Raw genomic sequence first — 15,567 nt, 5'->3', positions numbered from 1 at the left:
CCTACCCGGGCACCGGCCCCCGGCTACGGCAGCCCTGCTGCACCGGTTCCCGGCAAGACGCTGGGCATCGTCGCGTTCGTCGTCGCCTTCTTCGCCTCGCTGATCGGCGTGATCCTGGGGATCGTTGCGCTCGTGCAGAGCAAGAAGGCCGGGCACAAGAACGGCTGGGCCGTCGCGGCGATCATCGTCGGGTCGGTGCTGTTCGTCATCACGATCATCGTCATCATCTCGCTGATCGCGCTCGGCGCCGCCGCCATCGCGGGGCTGTGCGAGGGCCTGCCGCCGGGGGTCTACGAGACCACCACGGGCGCCGAGATCACCTGCCCCTGATCTGAGGGACTCCACGCGAGGCGGGCCCGCTCCGGCGGGTCCGCCTTCGGCGTTCCTGTCGTCCGCCTCAGCCGACGATGCGGCAGTGCGTGGTGAGCGACCCGATGCCGTCGATCCCGACGGTGACGGTGGACCGGTCCCGCAGGAACACCTGAGGGTCGCGCGAATAGCCCGCGCCGCCGGGACTGCCGGTGGAGATGAGCGTTCCGGGCAGCAGCGTCGCCGACTTCGAGAGGTGGGCGATCAGGGTCGAAACGGGGCGGACCATCTGGCCCGTCGAGGCATCCTGCAGCGTGCGTCCGTCGAGGACCGTCCAGATGTGCAGGTCCTGCGGATCGGGGACCTCGTCCGCCGTGACGACGAACGGACCGGTCGGCGTGAACCCGTCGAAGGACTTGCAGCGCGACCACTGGGCCTCGGAGTACTGGATGTCGCGCGCGGTGATGTCGTTGACCACGGTGTACCCCCACACATGGTCGAGCGCCTCGTCGGCGGAGACGTCCCTCGCGGGCGTGCCGATGATGACGCCGAGCTCGGCCTCGTAGTCGACGGACTCGCTGAGCGTGCGGGGCCAGATCGTGGTGCCGTCATGACCCGCGAGCGAGTTCGGCCACAGCACGAAGACGGTCGGCGTGGAGTCGGTCTTCAGCCCGAGCTCGCTCGAGTGCGCGGCGTAGTTCAGGCCGATCGCGAGGATGACCGGGGGAGTCAGCAGAGCGGACGCGTAACGCTGGCCCTGAAGCGGATGCCGCGTTCCCCGCGTCGCCGCGTCCCGCACGCGCGCGAGCAGCTCGTCGCCGCCAGCGATGAGATCCTCGAGCACAGTTGGCGCTCCGTCGAACAGCTCGTCGACGAAGATCGCCTCGTCGCCCTCCACCAGGATGAGCCGCGGATCGTCCGTTCCCGGGGGTATGACGTGGGCGAAGCGCATCCCTCCAACCTACCGGGATGCTCCCGAGCCGGCGGCGTGCAACGGCTCTCCGGCGATGAGACCCGCGCACGCGCAGGGTGCGCGGTCTGCAGCCCTAGGCTTGCCCCATGACGCATGATCAGGGCCCCGTGCAGCCCCGGCCTTCGCTCAATCCTCCGCAGTTCGACTCGGCGCTGGCGCAGCCGCGTCACGCCGTCCCGGCGACGATCGCGCCGCCTGTGACTTCTCCTGCTCCGGTGCCGGTCGCCGCCGTCTCTGCGCGCTCGGGGCGGACGGCGCCCGTCTGGATCGTCGGCCTGCTCGTGCTCGTGCTCGTAGGGCTGGTGGGCTACTTCCTCAACGCCATCGGGCCCGGAGCATCGCTGATCGGCATGATCCTCGCCTTGATCCCGCTCGCCGGCGTGCTGCTGGCCGTGCGGATCGTGGACCGCTGGGAGCCTGAGCCGCGCGGGCTCCTGGTCTTCGCCGTCGCGTGGGGCGCGGTCGCGTCCGTCGGCATCGCGCTGGGCGTCGACCTGCTCATCGAGCTGGCGATAGGCAACGACGGCAGCACGCTGCGTCAGGCGTTCTCGGCGGTGGTGCAGGCCCCGGTCGTCGAGGAGTTCGCGAAGGGCATCGGCGTCTTCCTCATCTTCGCGACCGCACGCCGCGCCTTCGACGGTCCCGTGGACGGCATCGTCTACGGCGGTCTCATCGGGGCCGGCTTCGCCTTCACCGAGAACATCCAGTACTTCGCCCTGGCCATGATCGAGGGCGGAGCGGCCGAGACGACGGCCACGTTCTTCGTCCGCGGCATCCTGTCGCCGTTCGCCCACGTGATGTTCACCAGTGTGACGGGCTTCGCTCTCGGTCTCGCCGCACGGCGCGGGATGACGCCCGGCCAGGCGATCGGGCCCTGGCTGCTCGGCGTGGCCGGCGCGATCGCGCTGCACGCCCTGTGGAACGGGTCGGCCGTCTTCGGCGACTTCTTCGCCCTGTACCTGACGCTCCAGCTGCCGCTCTTCGCGGGATTCATCCTGGGCGTGATCGCTCTGCGACGCGAGGAGTCGAGGCTGACGCGTCGCCGCCTCGGGGACTACGCCGCGGCAGGATGGTTCACTCCGCAGGAGGTCGACATGCTCGCCACCGCCGCGGGCCGGAAGGCCGCTCTGGCGTGGGCGAAGACGCTGAGCGGCGACCGCACCGGTCTGATGAAGGGGTTCATCCGGGACGCGACGGGGCTGGCCGCATCGCGTCAGCGAGCCATCACCGGACGCGACCCGCATGCCTCGGCCGACGAGCGAGAGCTCCTCGCCAAGACCGCCGCTGCCCGCGCCGCGATGTTCGCTCCGTAGCCCTTGACACCGTTGGAACCCGTCGGCATCCTGGCTTCAGACCAACTCAGCGCTCGGTTGACACGCAGGCATCGCCGCGGCACCGAGCGCTGAGTTCCGTTTCGGGGCCGGTCCGCTCCGCGTGACGCCGCGCCGGGTTTCCCCTCTGGGCGAACTCGCGAGGCGCTCTCGGGGGAGGCGTGCTTGGATGGATTCCATGACAGACGACCGCACCAAGCCCGAGATCGACGCACCCGCGGGCCCGGCGCCCGCCGACCTCGTCATCCGCGACATCACCGTGGGCGAGGGCGCCGAGGCGAAGCCCGGCGACACCGTGACCGTCCACTACGTGGGCGTCGAGTACGAGACCGGCGAGGAGTTCGACTCGTCGTGGAACCGCGGCGAGAGCATCCAGTTCCCGCTCCGCGGCCTCATCCAGGGATGGCAGGACGGCATCCCGGGCATGAAGGTCGGCGGGCGACGCGAGCTCGTGATCCCGCCGCACCTGGCCTACGGCCCCGCGGGCGGTCACTTCCTCGGCGGCAAGACGCTGATCTTCATCATCGACCTCATCGCGGTCGGCTGAGCCGACTGCCCTCTCGGGGGCGGATGCCGTGGCTCACGGCATCCGTCCCCTTCGTCGTTCCGACGGCTCAGCCCGACACCGATACCGTCTCGCCCACGCGGGTGCGCTGCTCGATGAGATCGGCGTGCACCTGCGCCACCGCACGTCGCGTGACCTTTCGATCGCGGGTGCTGCCGTCGATCGACGTGAAGTGCTCGGTGGAGGGATCGTCCGTCAGGTAGACCGGCTGCACGATCGTCCAGTCAAGCTCCGACCCGCGCAGCAGGCTCTCCTGCAGCTCGGAGTCGAAGATCTGCGGCTTGATCATGAGCGCGAAGAGTGCCCGGTCGATGAACCGCAGCAGATCGCGCGTGGGGCCTACGCCGTACGAGGACTGCACGACGACGCGGCGGACGCCGGCCGCGCGCGCCGCACGGATGAGTTCGCCGGTGCCACGGGAGCGCACGTCGTCGGGAGTGCCCTGGGCGCCGCGCAGCCGCACGCGCAGGGCGGGCTCCGAGATCCCGAGGGTGACCACCACGGCGTCGTGCCCGGGGAGGACGGCATCGAGCGTCGCGCGGTCGGTCGCGTCGCCGTCGACCTGTTCCAGATCCGGGCGGGCCGGAAGCGCGGACGCATGACGGGCGAGTGCCGTCACGCGATGGCCGCGTTCGAGGAGTGCGTCGCAGACGGCCCGGCCCGATCCGCCGGTGGCTCCGATCACGAGGATGTTCATGGTGTGCTCCGTTCATCGTGGGGAAGGGATGCCTCGACTCTGGCATCGACCCCTGGGATGTTCTATCGTCAGAGATACGTCATTCTTGATCGATCGTCCAAGGGGGCCTCGTGGCAACTCCGATGCCGTGGGAGAGCGCTGATCCGCTGACCCAGGCGCTATATCAGCTGCGGATGCGCGGTGCCTTCTACTCCTGGACGGAGGCCGCCGGCGAAGCCGCGGTGTCGATGCCGCAGTTTCCCGACACGCTGAGCTTCCACATCGTGGCGCGGGGCACCGCGTACCTCGAGGTCGACGGCGAGGAGCCGCAGCGTCTGGACGCGGGCGCTCTCGCGCTGGTACCGCGGGGGATCGGTCACCGCGTCGCGACCTCCGCCGGTGCTCCGCTCCTCGGGCGAGCCGATCTTCTGCCCCAGACGCTGCTCGGCGAGGCGTTCTCGGTGCTCCGGCTCGGACCGCAGGCCGGTGACGCGCCCCTGGCCATGCTGTGCGGAGTCGTCGCGTTCGACTCGCCGGCGGTACAGGACATGCTCGAGGTCCTTCCATCCGTCATCCGAGTGGATTCGGGGCGGCATCCCGTGATGGCCGCCCTCGTGCCGCTCCTGACTCGAGAGCTCCGCGATCCGCGACCGGGCGGCGAGGCAGTCGCCACGCGACTCGCGGACGTCCTCGTGGTCGAGACCGTGCGCGCGTGGCTGGCCGACGAGCCCGACGCCGCCACCGGCTGGCTCGCCGCGCTTCGCGACCCGCAGCTGGGCGCCGCACTTGCCGCGATCCACCGGGAGCCGGGCCGCGCATGGACCCTCGTCGAGCTTGCGCGTCGGGCCACCATGTCGCGCTCTGCCTTCGCCGCCCGCTTCACCGCTGTCGTCGGGATGCCGGCGATGTCGTACGTCATCGCGACCCGCATGCGCGCCGCGCGCGCGATGCTGGCGGCGGGGGAGAGCGTGGCCGTGGTCGCGGCGGCGCACGGGTATGGGTCGGAGGCAGCCTTCAGCCGGGCGTTCTCGCGGACGACCGGGCAGACCCCCGGCAGAGTCCGGCGGGCTCTCGCAGCGTGAGCACGGCACCGCGAAAGAAATTCATATTCACGGGAATAGATCCCGCTCGAGGCGGTGTTGGACATGTCATGCCCCGTCGCACACCTGCGACGATCCCCACACGAAGGACGAGAAGCATGACCGACACCGCGACCACCCTCGACGTTCCCGGCTACAAGACCGGCACCTGGATCCTCGACCCCTCGCACAGCGAGGTGACGTTCAGCGTGCGCCACATGATGATCTCGAAGGTGCGCGGCACGTTCGGCATGAAGAGCGCGACTCTGGTGGCTCCGGCCAACCCGCTCGATGCGAAGGTGGAGGCGAGCGTCGATGTGGCCTCGGTCGACACCAAGGACGACGGTCGCGACAACCACCTGCGCTCCGCCGACTTCTTCGACGTCGAGAACCACCCCACGATGGAGTTCCGCTCGACCGGTGCCCGCATCCAGGACGGCGACTTCCTCGTCGACGGCGACCTCACGATCCGCGGCGTCACCAAGCCGGTCACCTTCGACTTCGAGTTCGGCGGCTTCGGCGTCGACCCGTGGGGCAACTACAAGGCCGGCGCCACCGCCAAGGCCGTCGTCAACCGCGAGGAGTTCGGCCTCACGTGGAACGCCGCCCTCGAGACCGGTGGCGTGCTGGTCGGCAAGGACATCACCATCACCCTCGAGCTGCAGGGTGCGCTGCAGCAGGACTGATCAGCGCCCGGAAGGGGCGGATGCGCGCGGCACGGCCGCTTCTCGAGTGCGGGAAGCAGCAGCCGGGGCATCCGCCCCTTCGGCGTGACGGGCGCGGCGACGCAGGCGCAGCCGGTCCTGCGCCAGCAGGATGCCGAGGAAGACCACGAGAGCGCCGGCCGGCTCGTTCCAGCTGAGCCGCTCGCCGAGGATCACGACGCCGAGCACCACGCCGACGAGCGGGGTGATGTAAGTGACCGTCGAAGCGCGGGTCGGGCCCCAGGCGCGCACGGTGTTCTGGTTCCAGATGTAGGCGATGCCGGTGCCGAGGCAGCCGAGCAGCACGACGCTCACGATGATCCAGGGATCCAGCCGCACCGGCTCGAGCACGAGCACGGGCGTCAGGAGAGCCATGATCGCCGCCGCGAGCCCGATGTTGAGGAACGAGAACATGAGGGCGCTCATGCCGGTGTTCGACACGAACCGTCGCATGTAGGCGAGGCTGAAGCCGTAGCACGCGGTCGCCCCCAGGATCGCCAGCTGTGCGATCAGGCTCTGCGAGAGATCCAGGCCCTGCCATGGTCCGATGATCACGACCACGCCCACGATGCCCAGTCCGATCCCGGCGATCTGCAGGCCCTTCAGCTTCTCGACCCGCAGCACCAGGGCGGCCATGATCGCGGTCATGATGGGCGTCGTGGCGTTGTAGATGCTCGCCAGTCCCGAGGTGACGTGCTGCTGCGCCCACGAGAAGAGCAGGAACGGCACGACGCAGAAGGTCACCGCGAGCACCGTCATATGACCCCAGATGCGGAGGCGGCGCGGGAGCCGCTCACGCCGGAAGGTGACGAACAAGCCGAGCACCAGAGCGCCGAGGATCAGCCGCGACCAGGCCACCTGTGCCGGCGAGATGCCCTCCAGTGCCACCTTCATGAAGAGGAAGCTGGAACCCCAGATCAGCCCGCAGAGCACGAACTGCACAGCTACCGACAGCTGCGACGGCACAGCGTCCGTGGGGTTCTGGGCGAGGGGAGTGGTGGACACGCGGCGACTCTACGCCCGGCTCCCGACGTCGACAGCGCCGGCGGGATGCCCCGTCCGAAATCCGCCGAACCACGACCGTCGGGCTACGGTTCGCCCCCTCCTCTCCGCGACTGGTAGACTCTTGAGGTTGCCGTTTGATCGGCCGCGGATAAAGAGAGCTCGCGCATCAGGCGTCGGGCACCGCGCAATGAGCAGAAAGGGGATCCCATCTATGCCACTCGAATCTGACGCTAAGAAGGCGATCATCGAAGAGTACGCGACGCACCCCGGTGACACCGGATCCCCCGAGGTGCAGGTCGCGATGCTGACGCAGCGCATCAAGGACCTCACCGAGCACCTCAAGGAGCACAAGCACGACCACCACTCACGTCGTGGTCTGTTCTTGATGGTGGGTCAGCGCCGTCGTCTGCTCGGCTACCTCCAGGACATCGACATCGCGCGCTACCGCTCGCTGATCGAGCGTCTCGGACTTCGCCGCTAAGGCATCGCGCCAGCGTTCAATCGCGCAGAGAACTTCTTGAGAGCCGCCCCACGGTGTGGGGCGGCTCTCGTCGTCTCAGTCCGAGCTCGGTGAGCTCCGAGAGCACCGTTCAGTTCCCGGTGAACCCGAGCGGCACATGCGACACCGGGTCGAGACCGGTGAGGGTCACCCAGCCGTCGGCGAGGAGTGCGGCGTCGCTGCCCGGCTCCGGTGTGTTCGGCAGATCCTCGACCGCGAGTCGAATATGCCCGGCGCCGCGCTCGGAGAGGGTCGTCTGAACGATCCCGAAGGGCGCCAGTGAGGCTTCGACGGTCCCACGGTTGCTGGCCGCATTCGGCGCGTTGACGTTGACGACGGTGCCCCGCGGTCGCTCGAGGAGGAACGGCAGGATGCCGAGTGCTGCCGCGGCTCCGGCCTCCCAGTGGAACTCCGTGGGATTCATACCGACATCGAGGGAGACTGCCACGCCCCAGGCGCCATTGAGACCGCCGGTGAGCGCTGCGCCGACGGTGCCGGAGTGCAGGATCGCTCGACCGACGTTGGCGCCATGGTTGACGCCCGAGAGAACGAGCTCGGCGGGAGCGCCGAACGCGCCGTGCGCGGCGATCAGGGCGATGAGGCCCGGCCCTCCCCGGACGGCGTAAGCAGGAACGCCATTCAGGCCGGGGAGTTCTCGCTGCTCCATTGCTATGCGGCCGTCTTCCTCGGCCGCGATGATCGACGCGCTGGCGCCGCTGGACTGCCGCGCCGGGGCGGCGACGGTCACCTCCAATCCCGCCTCCACCGCGTGTCGGGCAAGGACGTGCAGCCCCGGCGCGTCGATGCCGTCGTCGTTCGTGACCAGCACGCGCGTCATCAGTCCGTCTCCCGATCGGCGAGCGCCGCGAGGCCGTCGGGACTGACGTGCCCCGTGACCGGCTGATCTATGCTGGCGGCGGAATCGTCGATGATCTCCCGCACGGTCACGCTCTCGCGCAGCCGTGCGATGGCTCCGGGGTCTCCGGTGCCCAGGCCGTGCCGCGTGACGTTGAGGGCACCGGCTGCGGCGCCGGTCTTGATCGACTCGCGCACGCTCTCGCCGCGCGCCATGCCGGCTGCGACGCCCGCGGTCAGCGAGTCGCCCGCGCCCCGTGTGTCGGCGACCTGCATGCTCGGCGACGTGATCTCGAGGAAACCGTCGCGGTCGAGCAGCAGCATAGGCTCGGGAAACCGCGACACGATCACCGCATCGGCGCCCCGCTGGTGCAGCGCACGCATGGCCGCCATGATGTCGGCAGGAGAGTCGCCCGAGAGCAGAGCGTCGTCCGCAAGCTCTGCGTCGCTCACCTTGAGCACGTCGACACCGCCATCGAGCGCTGCGTCGAGCCGGTCGCTGGCCAGGTCGACGACGACTTTCGCACCCCCCTCGCGCAGATCGGTGGCAAGCCGCCTATACGTGTCGGCGGGCAGGGCCTCCTCGCCGGCCGGACCACTCAGGATCACGAGCCCCGAGGCAAGCCCCTCCCTGAGTGTGACCCCGTAGAGCTCGTCGAGATCGTGGCGTGCGAGCGGCTCGCCCTCGGTCTCGACGACGATGCGTCGGTCGCCGCCGCGGCGGTCGTGCACGTAGGCGGACCCCTTGCCGGGCCGATCCACGCCCGTGACGGTCACCCCCTCGTCCTCGAGCAGGTGACGCAGCATTCGTCCGATCTCTCCGGTGAGCGCGCAGCACATCGTCACGGAAACGCCCAGTCGCAGCAGCATGCGCGCCTGCCAGACGCCCTGCCCACCGGCGTGGACATGGATGTCGGGCTCCGCGCCGTGCTCCTCCACGGTAACGGTGAGCGTGGGCGAGGGCGCGAAAATCGTGACGTCGCTCATTCCCTCACCGTAAGAGTGACACGCCGTGGACGCGACCCCTTGCGCTGAAGCGGGCGGCATCTTTGAGACTCAGGTCGCTCTGCCCGCTCGCGCCGCGAGAAGGTCGGCGTGATGGATGCCGGCGACGTCAGGGTGCGCCCGCAGCCGTGACTTGAGGGCGTTCTCGCCGTACAGCGCATGGATCGGGTTGGCGGGGTCCTGGGTCACGCCGCGTGCCTGCGCCGCGAGCTCCGCGGGCAGTTCGATGAGGGGCAGCCGCTTGTCGAGCGCCGGATTGAAGAAGAACGGCACCGAGATGCGGTCGTCGGGGAACGCCGGCGAGATCACACGGTGCTTCGTCGCGATCAGGTACCCCTGCGTCGCGTACTCCAGCAGCTCGCCGATGTTGACGACGAACGCTCCCGGCGCCGGGGGCGCGTTCACCCAGTGCTCCTCTCCTGTGACCGCGTCCTTGCGCTCGACCTGAAGACCGCCCTTCCCGGGCTCCACCCACAGCAGCGTCAGCACGCCGGAGTCCTTGTGGGCGCCGACGCCTTGCTGGGGGATCGGATCCTCCTTGCCGGGATAGCGCACGATCTTGATGAGCGTCGAGGGTTCGCCGAAGTGCTCGTCGAAGTAGCTCTCGGCAGCGCCGAGCGACAGTGCCCAGGCGCGCAGCAGTCGGCGTGCCACACCCGACAGGTGGTCGTGCCATTCCGACACGACCTCCCGCAGCTCCGGCTGCGCGGCCGGCCACAGATTCGGGCCGATGAGGCGGGCGAAGTCGGGCGCGTCGGGGTCGGTGACCGCGTCACGCTCGGGTCCGATGTCGATCTGCTCGCGCCAGTCGATCCTGCCCTGGGTGCGCTCGCCGCCCACGCGGGTGTACCCCCGGAAGTGCGGGCTCCGAGTGTTCTCGATCGCGAGCTTGTCGGCCTCCGGCAGAGCGAAGAAGTCGCGGGCGGCACGGTGCAGGCGGGCTTCCAGCTCGGGTGGGATGCCGGTGCCGGTGAGGTAGAAGAACCCGACGTCGTGAGTGGCGGCACGCAGGTCGTCGCGGAACGCGGCGGCGGCGTCAGGCCCCTCGTCGAGCCGGGAGAGATCGAGGATCGGCAGGGTGAGCTCGGTCATGCCCCGAGAGTAGGCGGATGCCGCCGACCACTGTCCATTGTTGCCTCGGGTTACCGCCGCCCGGTGCTCGCTGCTCGGCTAGAGCTCAGCAGATCCTCGCCGCGAATAATGGGGGCCTTCGTACCTGCTGCACCTGGCCGACGTGTACACCCGTGCGGCGCGCTGACCGACCGGACCTCAGCCGTTCTGTCGAGGGTCGGCCCGCGGCATCCGTGCGACCTCGCGTGGCCGTCGGGAACCTGTCGGGTCGCTGCGATGCCCCTCGCGGCGTGCCAGTGTGGGGTCGGCGAAGAGCCAGGACGGCCGCGGCTCGATGAGCGGACGGAACACCCGGCGCACGGGCTTTGTCGCGAGTCCCAGAGCGATGAGCACCGACCCGACGATGACCAGCGGCAGCCAGATCCATGTCGGCTCGGCATTGCGCAGCAGGCCGTTCTCGCGGAACGGGTACAGCACGAACGAGTGCAGCAGATACACATACATCGTGTACTGGCCGAAGTGAGTCCACCAGTGCGAGTCACGGGGCAGAAGGGCGAAGAACGCGGCGGACAGGATGATGGCGACCGCCATGAGTGCCAGCCTCACGCCACCCGCCCACCATTGGGTTCCGCCGATCGCCGCGTAGTTCTCGTCGTAGAACAGCCACTCCCGCAGGTTCATGTCGCGCCAGCCGTCGACGAAGAACCACGCCGCCCACCCCGCGACGGCGAAGACGGCGAACCCGCAGACCAGCAGCCACCACGGACGGCGGGCGAGCAGTCGGAAGCGCGCCACGATGTCGTGTTCGCGCAGCCACCAGCCGAGTGCGAAGAACGGCAGCAGGCCGAGTGTGCGCGACAGCGAGAAGGTGGAGTCGATGTTCGGCACGTAGCCGGCGCCGATCGAGATCGCGACCGTCCACAGCAGCGGCCAGCGCAGAAGAGCCAGATAGGGCAGCGTCAGGCGGAAGATCCCGAGCGCGAGCAGGAACCACAGCGTCCACGAGGGCTCGGTGAGGTTCGCGCTGGCCTGCCCCTCGACCAGCAGCTTGGTCAGCGACCACAGCCCCTCGAAGATCACGTACGGCAGCAGGATGTCGGTGACGACTCGCGCCATCTGCGTGCGTGTCGGCGCGTCGGATTTCGAGAAGTAGCCCGAGATGATGGCGAAAGCCGGCATGTGGAACGCGTACACCAGGAGGTACAGGCCCAAAGCGATGTCGGAGTCGTAAGTCAGGCGCTGCACGGCATGGCCGAGGACCACGAGCACGATGCACGCGAATCGGGCGTTGTCCCAGAACGGCACGCGGCGGCGGGCACGGGCGACGCCGCCCGTTGCGGGCGAGGGCAGAGGGGCCGCCGCGGCGGGCATCGCTGACTCGGTCATGACCGGTGCCACCTTATCCTGCGCCCGAGCGGTAGTCTCTTCGGCGCGATGACGACGATCGACGATGCGCGGGAGCGCGACCGGGCCATCCCCGACCTCGACTGGCGCGCTTCACCTCCAGAAACCGTGCGCGATGTCTTTCCCGCGCCCAGCGGCGGCCTCGCCCGGGTGTCACTCGGCAGCGCCGAGAAGGGCCGCGTCGTTCTGATGCCCGGCGTCACGGGATCGAAAGAGGACTTCGCGCTCATGCTCCCGCTCCTGGCGGATGCCGGGTACCGCGTGGAGGCGTTCGATCTGGCCGGTCAGTACGAATCCGCGGGCGCAGGCCCCGAGAACCTCCGCCCGTCCCGTGCGCGGTACGACTACCGCCTGTTCCTCGACGATCTGTTCGCCGTCCTCGAGTCGGGGACGACGCCCGCTCACGTCCTCGGGTACTCCTTCGCCGGTCTCGTGGCCCAGCTCGCGCTGACCGAGCGCCCCGAGCTCTTCGCGAGCCTCACGCTGCTGTCGACCCCACCCGCCACCGGTCAGGTCTTCCGCGGCGTGAAGCGCATCGGCCGTTTCAGCGGCCTCGCGTCGCCGAAGCAGGGCGCTGCGCTCCTGATCTGGGGCATCCGCAACAACCTCAACGGCGTCCCGCCGCGCCGGCTGGCCTTCGTTCGCGAGAGGTTCGGGCTGACCAGGCGGTCCAGCGTCGACGACATCGTCCGTCTCATGATGGCGATGCCCGACGTCACGAGCGCGGTGCGCGCCGCGGAAATCCCGAAACTCGTCGCCGTCGGCGCGCACGACCTGTGGCCCGCCGAGCAGTACGCCGCGTACGCGAGACGCATCTCGGCGCGCCTCGCCCTCTACGCCACCGGCCACAGTCCGTGCGAGACCGCTCCGCACCAGCTCGTCCGCGACATGCTCGCCGTCTTCGCGCAGGCGGAGTAGGCACTCACTTGATGGAGCCGCGGGTCACCCCCGAGATCACCCACCGCTGCGAGAAGATGTAGACGATGAGCAGCGGTGCCATCGCCATGAGGTACGACGCGAACGCGACCGTGTAGTCGGTGTTGAACTGCCCCTGGAACACGTACTGCGCCAGCGGGAGTGTGCGGGCTGCGGGGTCGGTGAGCACCACCAGCGGCATGATGAAGTCGTTCCATGCCCACACGCACGTCAGGATCCCCACGGTGGCGTTCATCGGCATCAGCAGCGGGAAGATGACCTGCCAGAACACGCGCCACGTCGAGGCGCCGTCGACCCGAGCAGCCTCCTCCAGCTCGATCGGGATCGATCGGATGTACGCGGTGTAGATGAAGATGTTCAGCGAGAGCCCGTAGATCGTGTAGAGCACGATCAGCCCCACCTGGTTGTCCATACCGAGGATCGACGTCTGCTTCACGAGTGGAAGCATGATGATGGGGAAGGGGATGAACAGCGCCGCCAGCAGATAGAAGAACACCCCCTTGAAGAACGGGCGATGGATGTTCCTCGCGAGAGCGTACGCCACGATCGAGCTCGTGAGCAGCGTGAAGATCACCGAGCCGACCGTGATGAACGCGGTGTTGGCCAGCGCCTGCGGAAAGCTCGTCCGCTCCCAGGCGTCGGCGAAATTCTCCCAGCGGATCGGGTTCGGCAGTTCGAAGCCCGTGCCCTGTGTGAGCTGGTCGGGCGTCTTGAGCGCGACGACGACCGCGAGGTAGAGCGGGATCAGGATCGTCAAAGAGCACACGGCGATGAGCGCCGTGGCGAACCAGTTCGTCCTGCGCGTGTCGTCGTCGACGCTCGACCGCTTCCGCGGTGACCGATGATCGAGGGCACCCGCGTCGCTCTCGAGCTGTGCCGGGGTGTTGGTGGTGGTGGTCATCAGAAGTCGGCCTCTCTGCGCTGAAGGACCCGGAATTGGAAGAGCGAGACCACGGTGATGACGATGAAGAAGATCACCGCGTTGGCGGTCTGATAGGCGAATTCACCGCCGGTGAATCCGCCGCGGAAGATCAGGAGCGTGACCGATTCGGTGGCCGTTCCCGGCCCGCCGTTGGTGAGCGCCACGATCGGGTCGAAGACCTGCAGGAAGCTCTTCAGGCTCAGCACCACGTTGATCGTGAAGAAGGCGCTGATGAGCGGGAAGGTGATCGACCGGAACTGCCGCCACGGTTTCGCGCCGTCGATCGCCGCGGCCTCGTAAAGCTCTCCGGGAATCGTCTGCAGGCCCGACAGATAGATGATGATCGCGAAGGCGCAGGCCTGCCATACCGCGAGCGCGACGATCGCCGTCCACGCCCACGTCTCGTTGGTGAGGATGTTGTCGCGGAAGAGCGGGATGCCGGAGAGGATCTTCGGCAGCGAGTTGGCGAACAGGAACTGGAACACGTAGCCGATGACGAGGATGGCGAGGATGTACGGCACGAAATAGACCCCGCGCCAGAAGTTGCGCGCTTTGATCTTCGCGTTCAGCCCCAGCGCGATCGCCAGCGAGAACGCGTTCGTCAGGATCGTCGCGACGAGGGCGAACAGGAACGAGAAGCCGTAGGCCTGGAGGACGCGATCGTCGCGGAAGAGGTTGATGTAGTTCGACAGTCCGACGAGGTTCCACGTCCCGTACCCGGCGTAGTTGGTGAAGCTGAAGAAGATGCCGACGATCACCGGTAGCGTGTGGAAGGCGGCGAACGCGATAACCGCGGGCCACACCATCCAGTAATAGGCGCTGGAGGCGAGCTTGCGCGGTGCGCGCTCGCGAGGGGCGACGGCAGCGCCCGCCTCCGGCGCCGATCCGGCGCGTGCGGAGTCGGTGGTGATGGCCATATCAGTCTCCCGTCACGGGGATCGTGCGCGCGGCGACTTTGCGCCACTCGCTGTCGAGCGTTCGAAGGGCTGCCTCGACGTCGCCGTCGAAGAGGAACTGCTGATCGATGGCGTTCAGCGGGATGCTCGGCGGGATCTGGTGATCGACGAACCCCGTGATCCGTCCCTCGTCGAAGAACGGCTTGACCGACTGGAGCGCCGGGTCGTCGCTGAGCTCCGCGCCTTCCACCGAAGGCACCATGTTCTGGGACGCCGCGAAGCGCTCTACGATCTCGGGCTGGAAGGCGAAGTCGATGAAGCGCATCGCAGCGTCTTCCTGGGGACTGTCCTTGCCCATGGTGAACACCACGTCCACGCCCGAGACCAGCAGGCGCTCCTCGGCCTCGTCGGTCGGATACGGGAAGATCCCCATCCGGATGTCGGGATTCACCTGTCGGATCGGATTGGTGGCCCAGATGCCCTGCAGCAGCATGGCCGCCTCGCCATTGGCGAAGGCTGCATTGCCGTCGTCGTAGGTGCGTCCGCGGTAGCCGTCCTGCATGTACGAGAAGAGCTGCGACTGCCGCTCCATCACCTCGGGGAAGTTCTTCTGGAACGACACCTCCGAGTCGCTGCCGATGTCCTCGCCCTGCTCGCGCATCTTGTCGAAGAATCCGTCCTGCACGGCGTAGGCCCCGAGCGCGTTCCACGAGGGGATCCCGGTCCAGTTGTCGCCGAGCGTGCCGAAGAAGGGCTGGATCCCGGCAGCCTCGAGGGCGTCGCACACGGCGATGAACTCGTCCCAGGTCTCGGGGACCTCGAGTCCCTGCTGCTCGAAGATCTCCTGGTTGTAGATGACCCCGTCCGCGTTGTTGACATACCCGAGGCCGTTGACCTCGTCGTCGTAGGTCCCGAGCTCGGCCAGGATCTCCTGCACAGCGGGATTGATGGTCTCCAGCACCGGCTCGTCCGAGAAGTCGTGGAAGACGCCGGCCTGCGCGAGCCGGCCGAAGTTCCCGTTCGCGTTCAGAGTGATGACGTCGGGGACGCGGTCCTTCACCAGGAGCGTGCGAATGAGGGTGTCGGCATCGGCCACCTGGTTCTGCACGACCCGGATGTCGGGATTCTCGGCCTCGAACTCCGTGATGATCTCGTCGAAGTCCGCGAGCGCCTCGCCCTTGAATTGGAAGAAGTTGAGGGTCGTCACGCCGCCGGGTTCGCTCGCACACCCTCCGAGGGCGACGGCGATGCCGGCGAGGGCGACGCCGGCGACCGCCCGTGCGGTCCGTGAATGGGATGGTCTCATCGATGCGCCTCCTCGCGCGTCGCGACAGAGC

17 protein-coding genes are annotated in these 15,567 nt (G+C 68.4%); 7 read left to right on the top strand and 10 right to left on the bottom strand.

The window, feature by feature from the left end; all coding sequences use genetic code 11:
- A partial coding sequence (locus tag WYM_RS21940) for a DUF4190 domain-containing protein (protein ID WP_019180614.1) occupies positions 1-330 on the top strand: 330 nt, incomplete at its 5' end.
- Positions 331-397: 67 nt separating this feature from the next.
- On the opposite strand, the gene WYM_RS09565 is transcribed toward WYM_RS21940, so the two are convergent.
- On the bottom strand, positions 398-1,261 hold the full coding sequence (locus WYM_RS09565) for a fumarylacetoacetate hydrolase family protein (protein ID WP_019180613.1): 864 nt from the start codon (positions 1,259-1,261) through the stop codon (positions 398-400).
- A gap of 107 nt (positions 1,262-1,368) precedes the next feature.
- On the opposite strand from WYM_RS09565, the gene WYM_RS09560 reads away from it, so the two are divergent.
- Entirely contained in the window at positions 1,369-2,595 is a 1,227-nt protein-coding gene (locus WYM_RS09560) for a PrsW family intramembrane metalloprotease (RefSeq protein ID WP_019180612.1), read from the top strand.
- Between the two features lie 196 nt (positions 2,596-2,791).
- Positions 2,792-3,160, top strand: coding sequence for an FKBP-type peptidyl-prolyl cis-trans isomerase (locus WYM_RS09555; RefSeq protein WP_019180611.1), 369 nt, complete (start codon positions 2,792-2,794; stop codon positions 3,158-3,160).
- A 67-nt stretch (positions 3,161-3,227) separates the two neighbouring features.
- Here WYM_RS09555 and WYM_RS09550 read toward each other — a convergent pair whose 3' ends face one another.
- Positions 3,228-3,875, bottom strand: a complete 648-nt coding sequence (locus WYM_RS09550; protein WP_019180610.1) for an NAD(P)-dependent oxidoreductase — start codon at positions 3,873-3,875, stop codon at positions 3,228-3,230.
- 110 nt (positions 3,876-3,985) lie between these two features.
- Here WYM_RS09550 and WYM_RS09545 point away from each other — a divergent pair, with 110 nt between their 5' ends.
- A complete protein-coding gene (locus tag WYM_RS09545; protein WP_026059702.1) occupies positions 3,986-4,936 on the top strand; it encodes an AraC family transcriptional regulator in 951 nt (316 codons plus the stop codon).
- 116 nt (positions 4,937-5,052) lie between these two features.
- The gene (locus WYM_RS09540) at positions 5,053-5,619 is read left to right on the top strand and encodes a YceI family protein (protein ID WP_019180608.1); all 567 of its coding nucleotides are present in this window, start codon (positions 5,053-5,055) and stop codon (positions 5,617-5,619) included.
- Here the strand turns inward: WYM_RS09540 and WYM_RS19820 are convergent, their stop codons facing one another.
- Positions 5,620-6,642 carry a DMT family transporter gene (locus WYM_RS19820; RefSeq protein WP_237739371.1) on the bottom strand — a complete coding sequence of 341 codons (1,023 nt, stop codon included), beginning with the start codon at positions 6,640-6,642 and terminating at the stop codon, positions 5,620-5,622. It abuts the gene before it with no gap.
- A gap of 211 nt (positions 6,643-6,853) precedes the next feature.
- Between WYM_RS19820 and rpsO the strand changes: the two genes are divergently transcribed.
- Positions 6,854-7,123 carry a 30S ribosomal protein S15 gene (gene rpsO / locus WYM_RS09530; protein ID WP_019180606.1) on the top strand — a complete coding sequence of 90 codons (270 nt, stop codon included), beginning with the start codon at positions 6,854-6,856 and terminating at the stop codon, positions 7,121-7,123.
- Between the two features lie 109 nt (positions 7,124-7,232).
- Here rpsO and surE read toward each other — a convergent pair whose 3' ends face one another.
- The 4 genes from surE to WYM_RS19815 form a co-directional block, all read right to left on the bottom strand.
- Positions 7,233-7,979: a 5'/3'-nucleotidase SurE gene (surE, locus tag WYM_RS09525; protein ID WP_019180605.1), complete on the bottom strand. Its 747-nt coding sequence runs from the start codon at positions 7,977-7,979 to the stop codon at positions 7,233-7,235.
- Positions 7,979-9,043, bottom strand: a complete 1,065-nt coding sequence (locus tag WYM_RS09520) for a 1-phosphofructokinase family hexose kinase (RefSeq protein WP_272943140.1) — start codon at positions 9,041-9,043, stop codon at positions 7,979-7,981. Before WYM_RS09520 ends, surE begins: the two co-directional genes overlap by 1 nt.
- Positions 9,044-9,052: 9 nt before the next feature.
- Complete coding sequence (locus WYM_RS09515) at positions 9,053-10,093, bottom strand: isopenicillin N synthase family dioxygenase (protein WP_019180603.1); 1,041 nt, start codon at positions 10,091-10,093, stop codon at positions 9,053-9,055.
- A 177-nt stretch (positions 10,094-10,270) separates the two neighbouring features.
- The gene (locus WYM_RS19815) at positions 10,271-11,458 is read right to left on the bottom strand and encodes an acyltransferase family protein (protein ID WP_019180602.1); all 1,188 of its coding nucleotides are present in this window, start codon (positions 11,456-11,458) and stop codon (positions 10,271-10,273) included.
- A gap of 48 nt (positions 11,459-11,506) precedes the next feature.
- Here WYM_RS19815 and WYM_RS09505 point away from each other — a divergent pair, with 48 nt between their 5' ends.
- On the top strand, positions 11,507-12,394 hold the full coding sequence (locus tag WYM_RS09505; protein ID WP_019180601.1) for an alpha/beta fold hydrolase: 888 nt from the start codon (positions 11,507-11,509) through the stop codon (positions 12,392-12,394).
- Between the two features lie 4 nt (positions 12,395-12,398).
- On the opposite strand, the gene WYM_RS09500 is transcribed toward WYM_RS09505, so the two are convergent.
- From WYM_RS09500 to WYM_RS09490, 3 genes are read right to left on the bottom strand one after another with little or no spacing between them, the layout of a single operon-like run.
- The gene (locus tag WYM_RS09500) at positions 12,399-13,313 is read right to left on the bottom strand and encodes a carbohydrate ABC transporter permease (RefSeq protein ID WP_019180600.1); all 915 of its coding nucleotides are present in this window, start codon (positions 13,311-13,313) and stop codon (positions 12,399-12,401) included.
- Complete coding sequence (locus WYM_RS09495) at positions 13,313-14,251, bottom strand: carbohydrate ABC transporter permease (protein ID WP_019180599.1); 939 nt, start codon at positions 14,249-14,251, stop codon at positions 13,313-13,315. Before WYM_RS09495 ends, WYM_RS09500 begins: the two co-directional genes overlap by 1 nt.
- 1 nt (position 14,252) lies before the next feature.
- On the bottom strand, positions 14,253-15,536 hold the full coding sequence (locus WYM_RS09490) for an ABC transporter substrate-binding protein (protein WP_019180598.1): 1,284 nt from the start codon (positions 15,534-15,536) through the stop codon (positions 14,253-14,255).
- Between the last annotated feature and the right edge of the window lie 31 nt (positions 15,537-15,567).

Origin of the sequence: Microbacterium yannicii PS01, from assembly GCF_000304335.1 — a bacterium.
GTDB lineage: Bacteria > Actinomycetota > Actinomycetes > Actinomycetales > Microbacteriaceae > Microbacterium > Microbacterium yannicii_A.
This window is presented reverse-complemented; position numbering and strand designations above follow the sequence as displayed.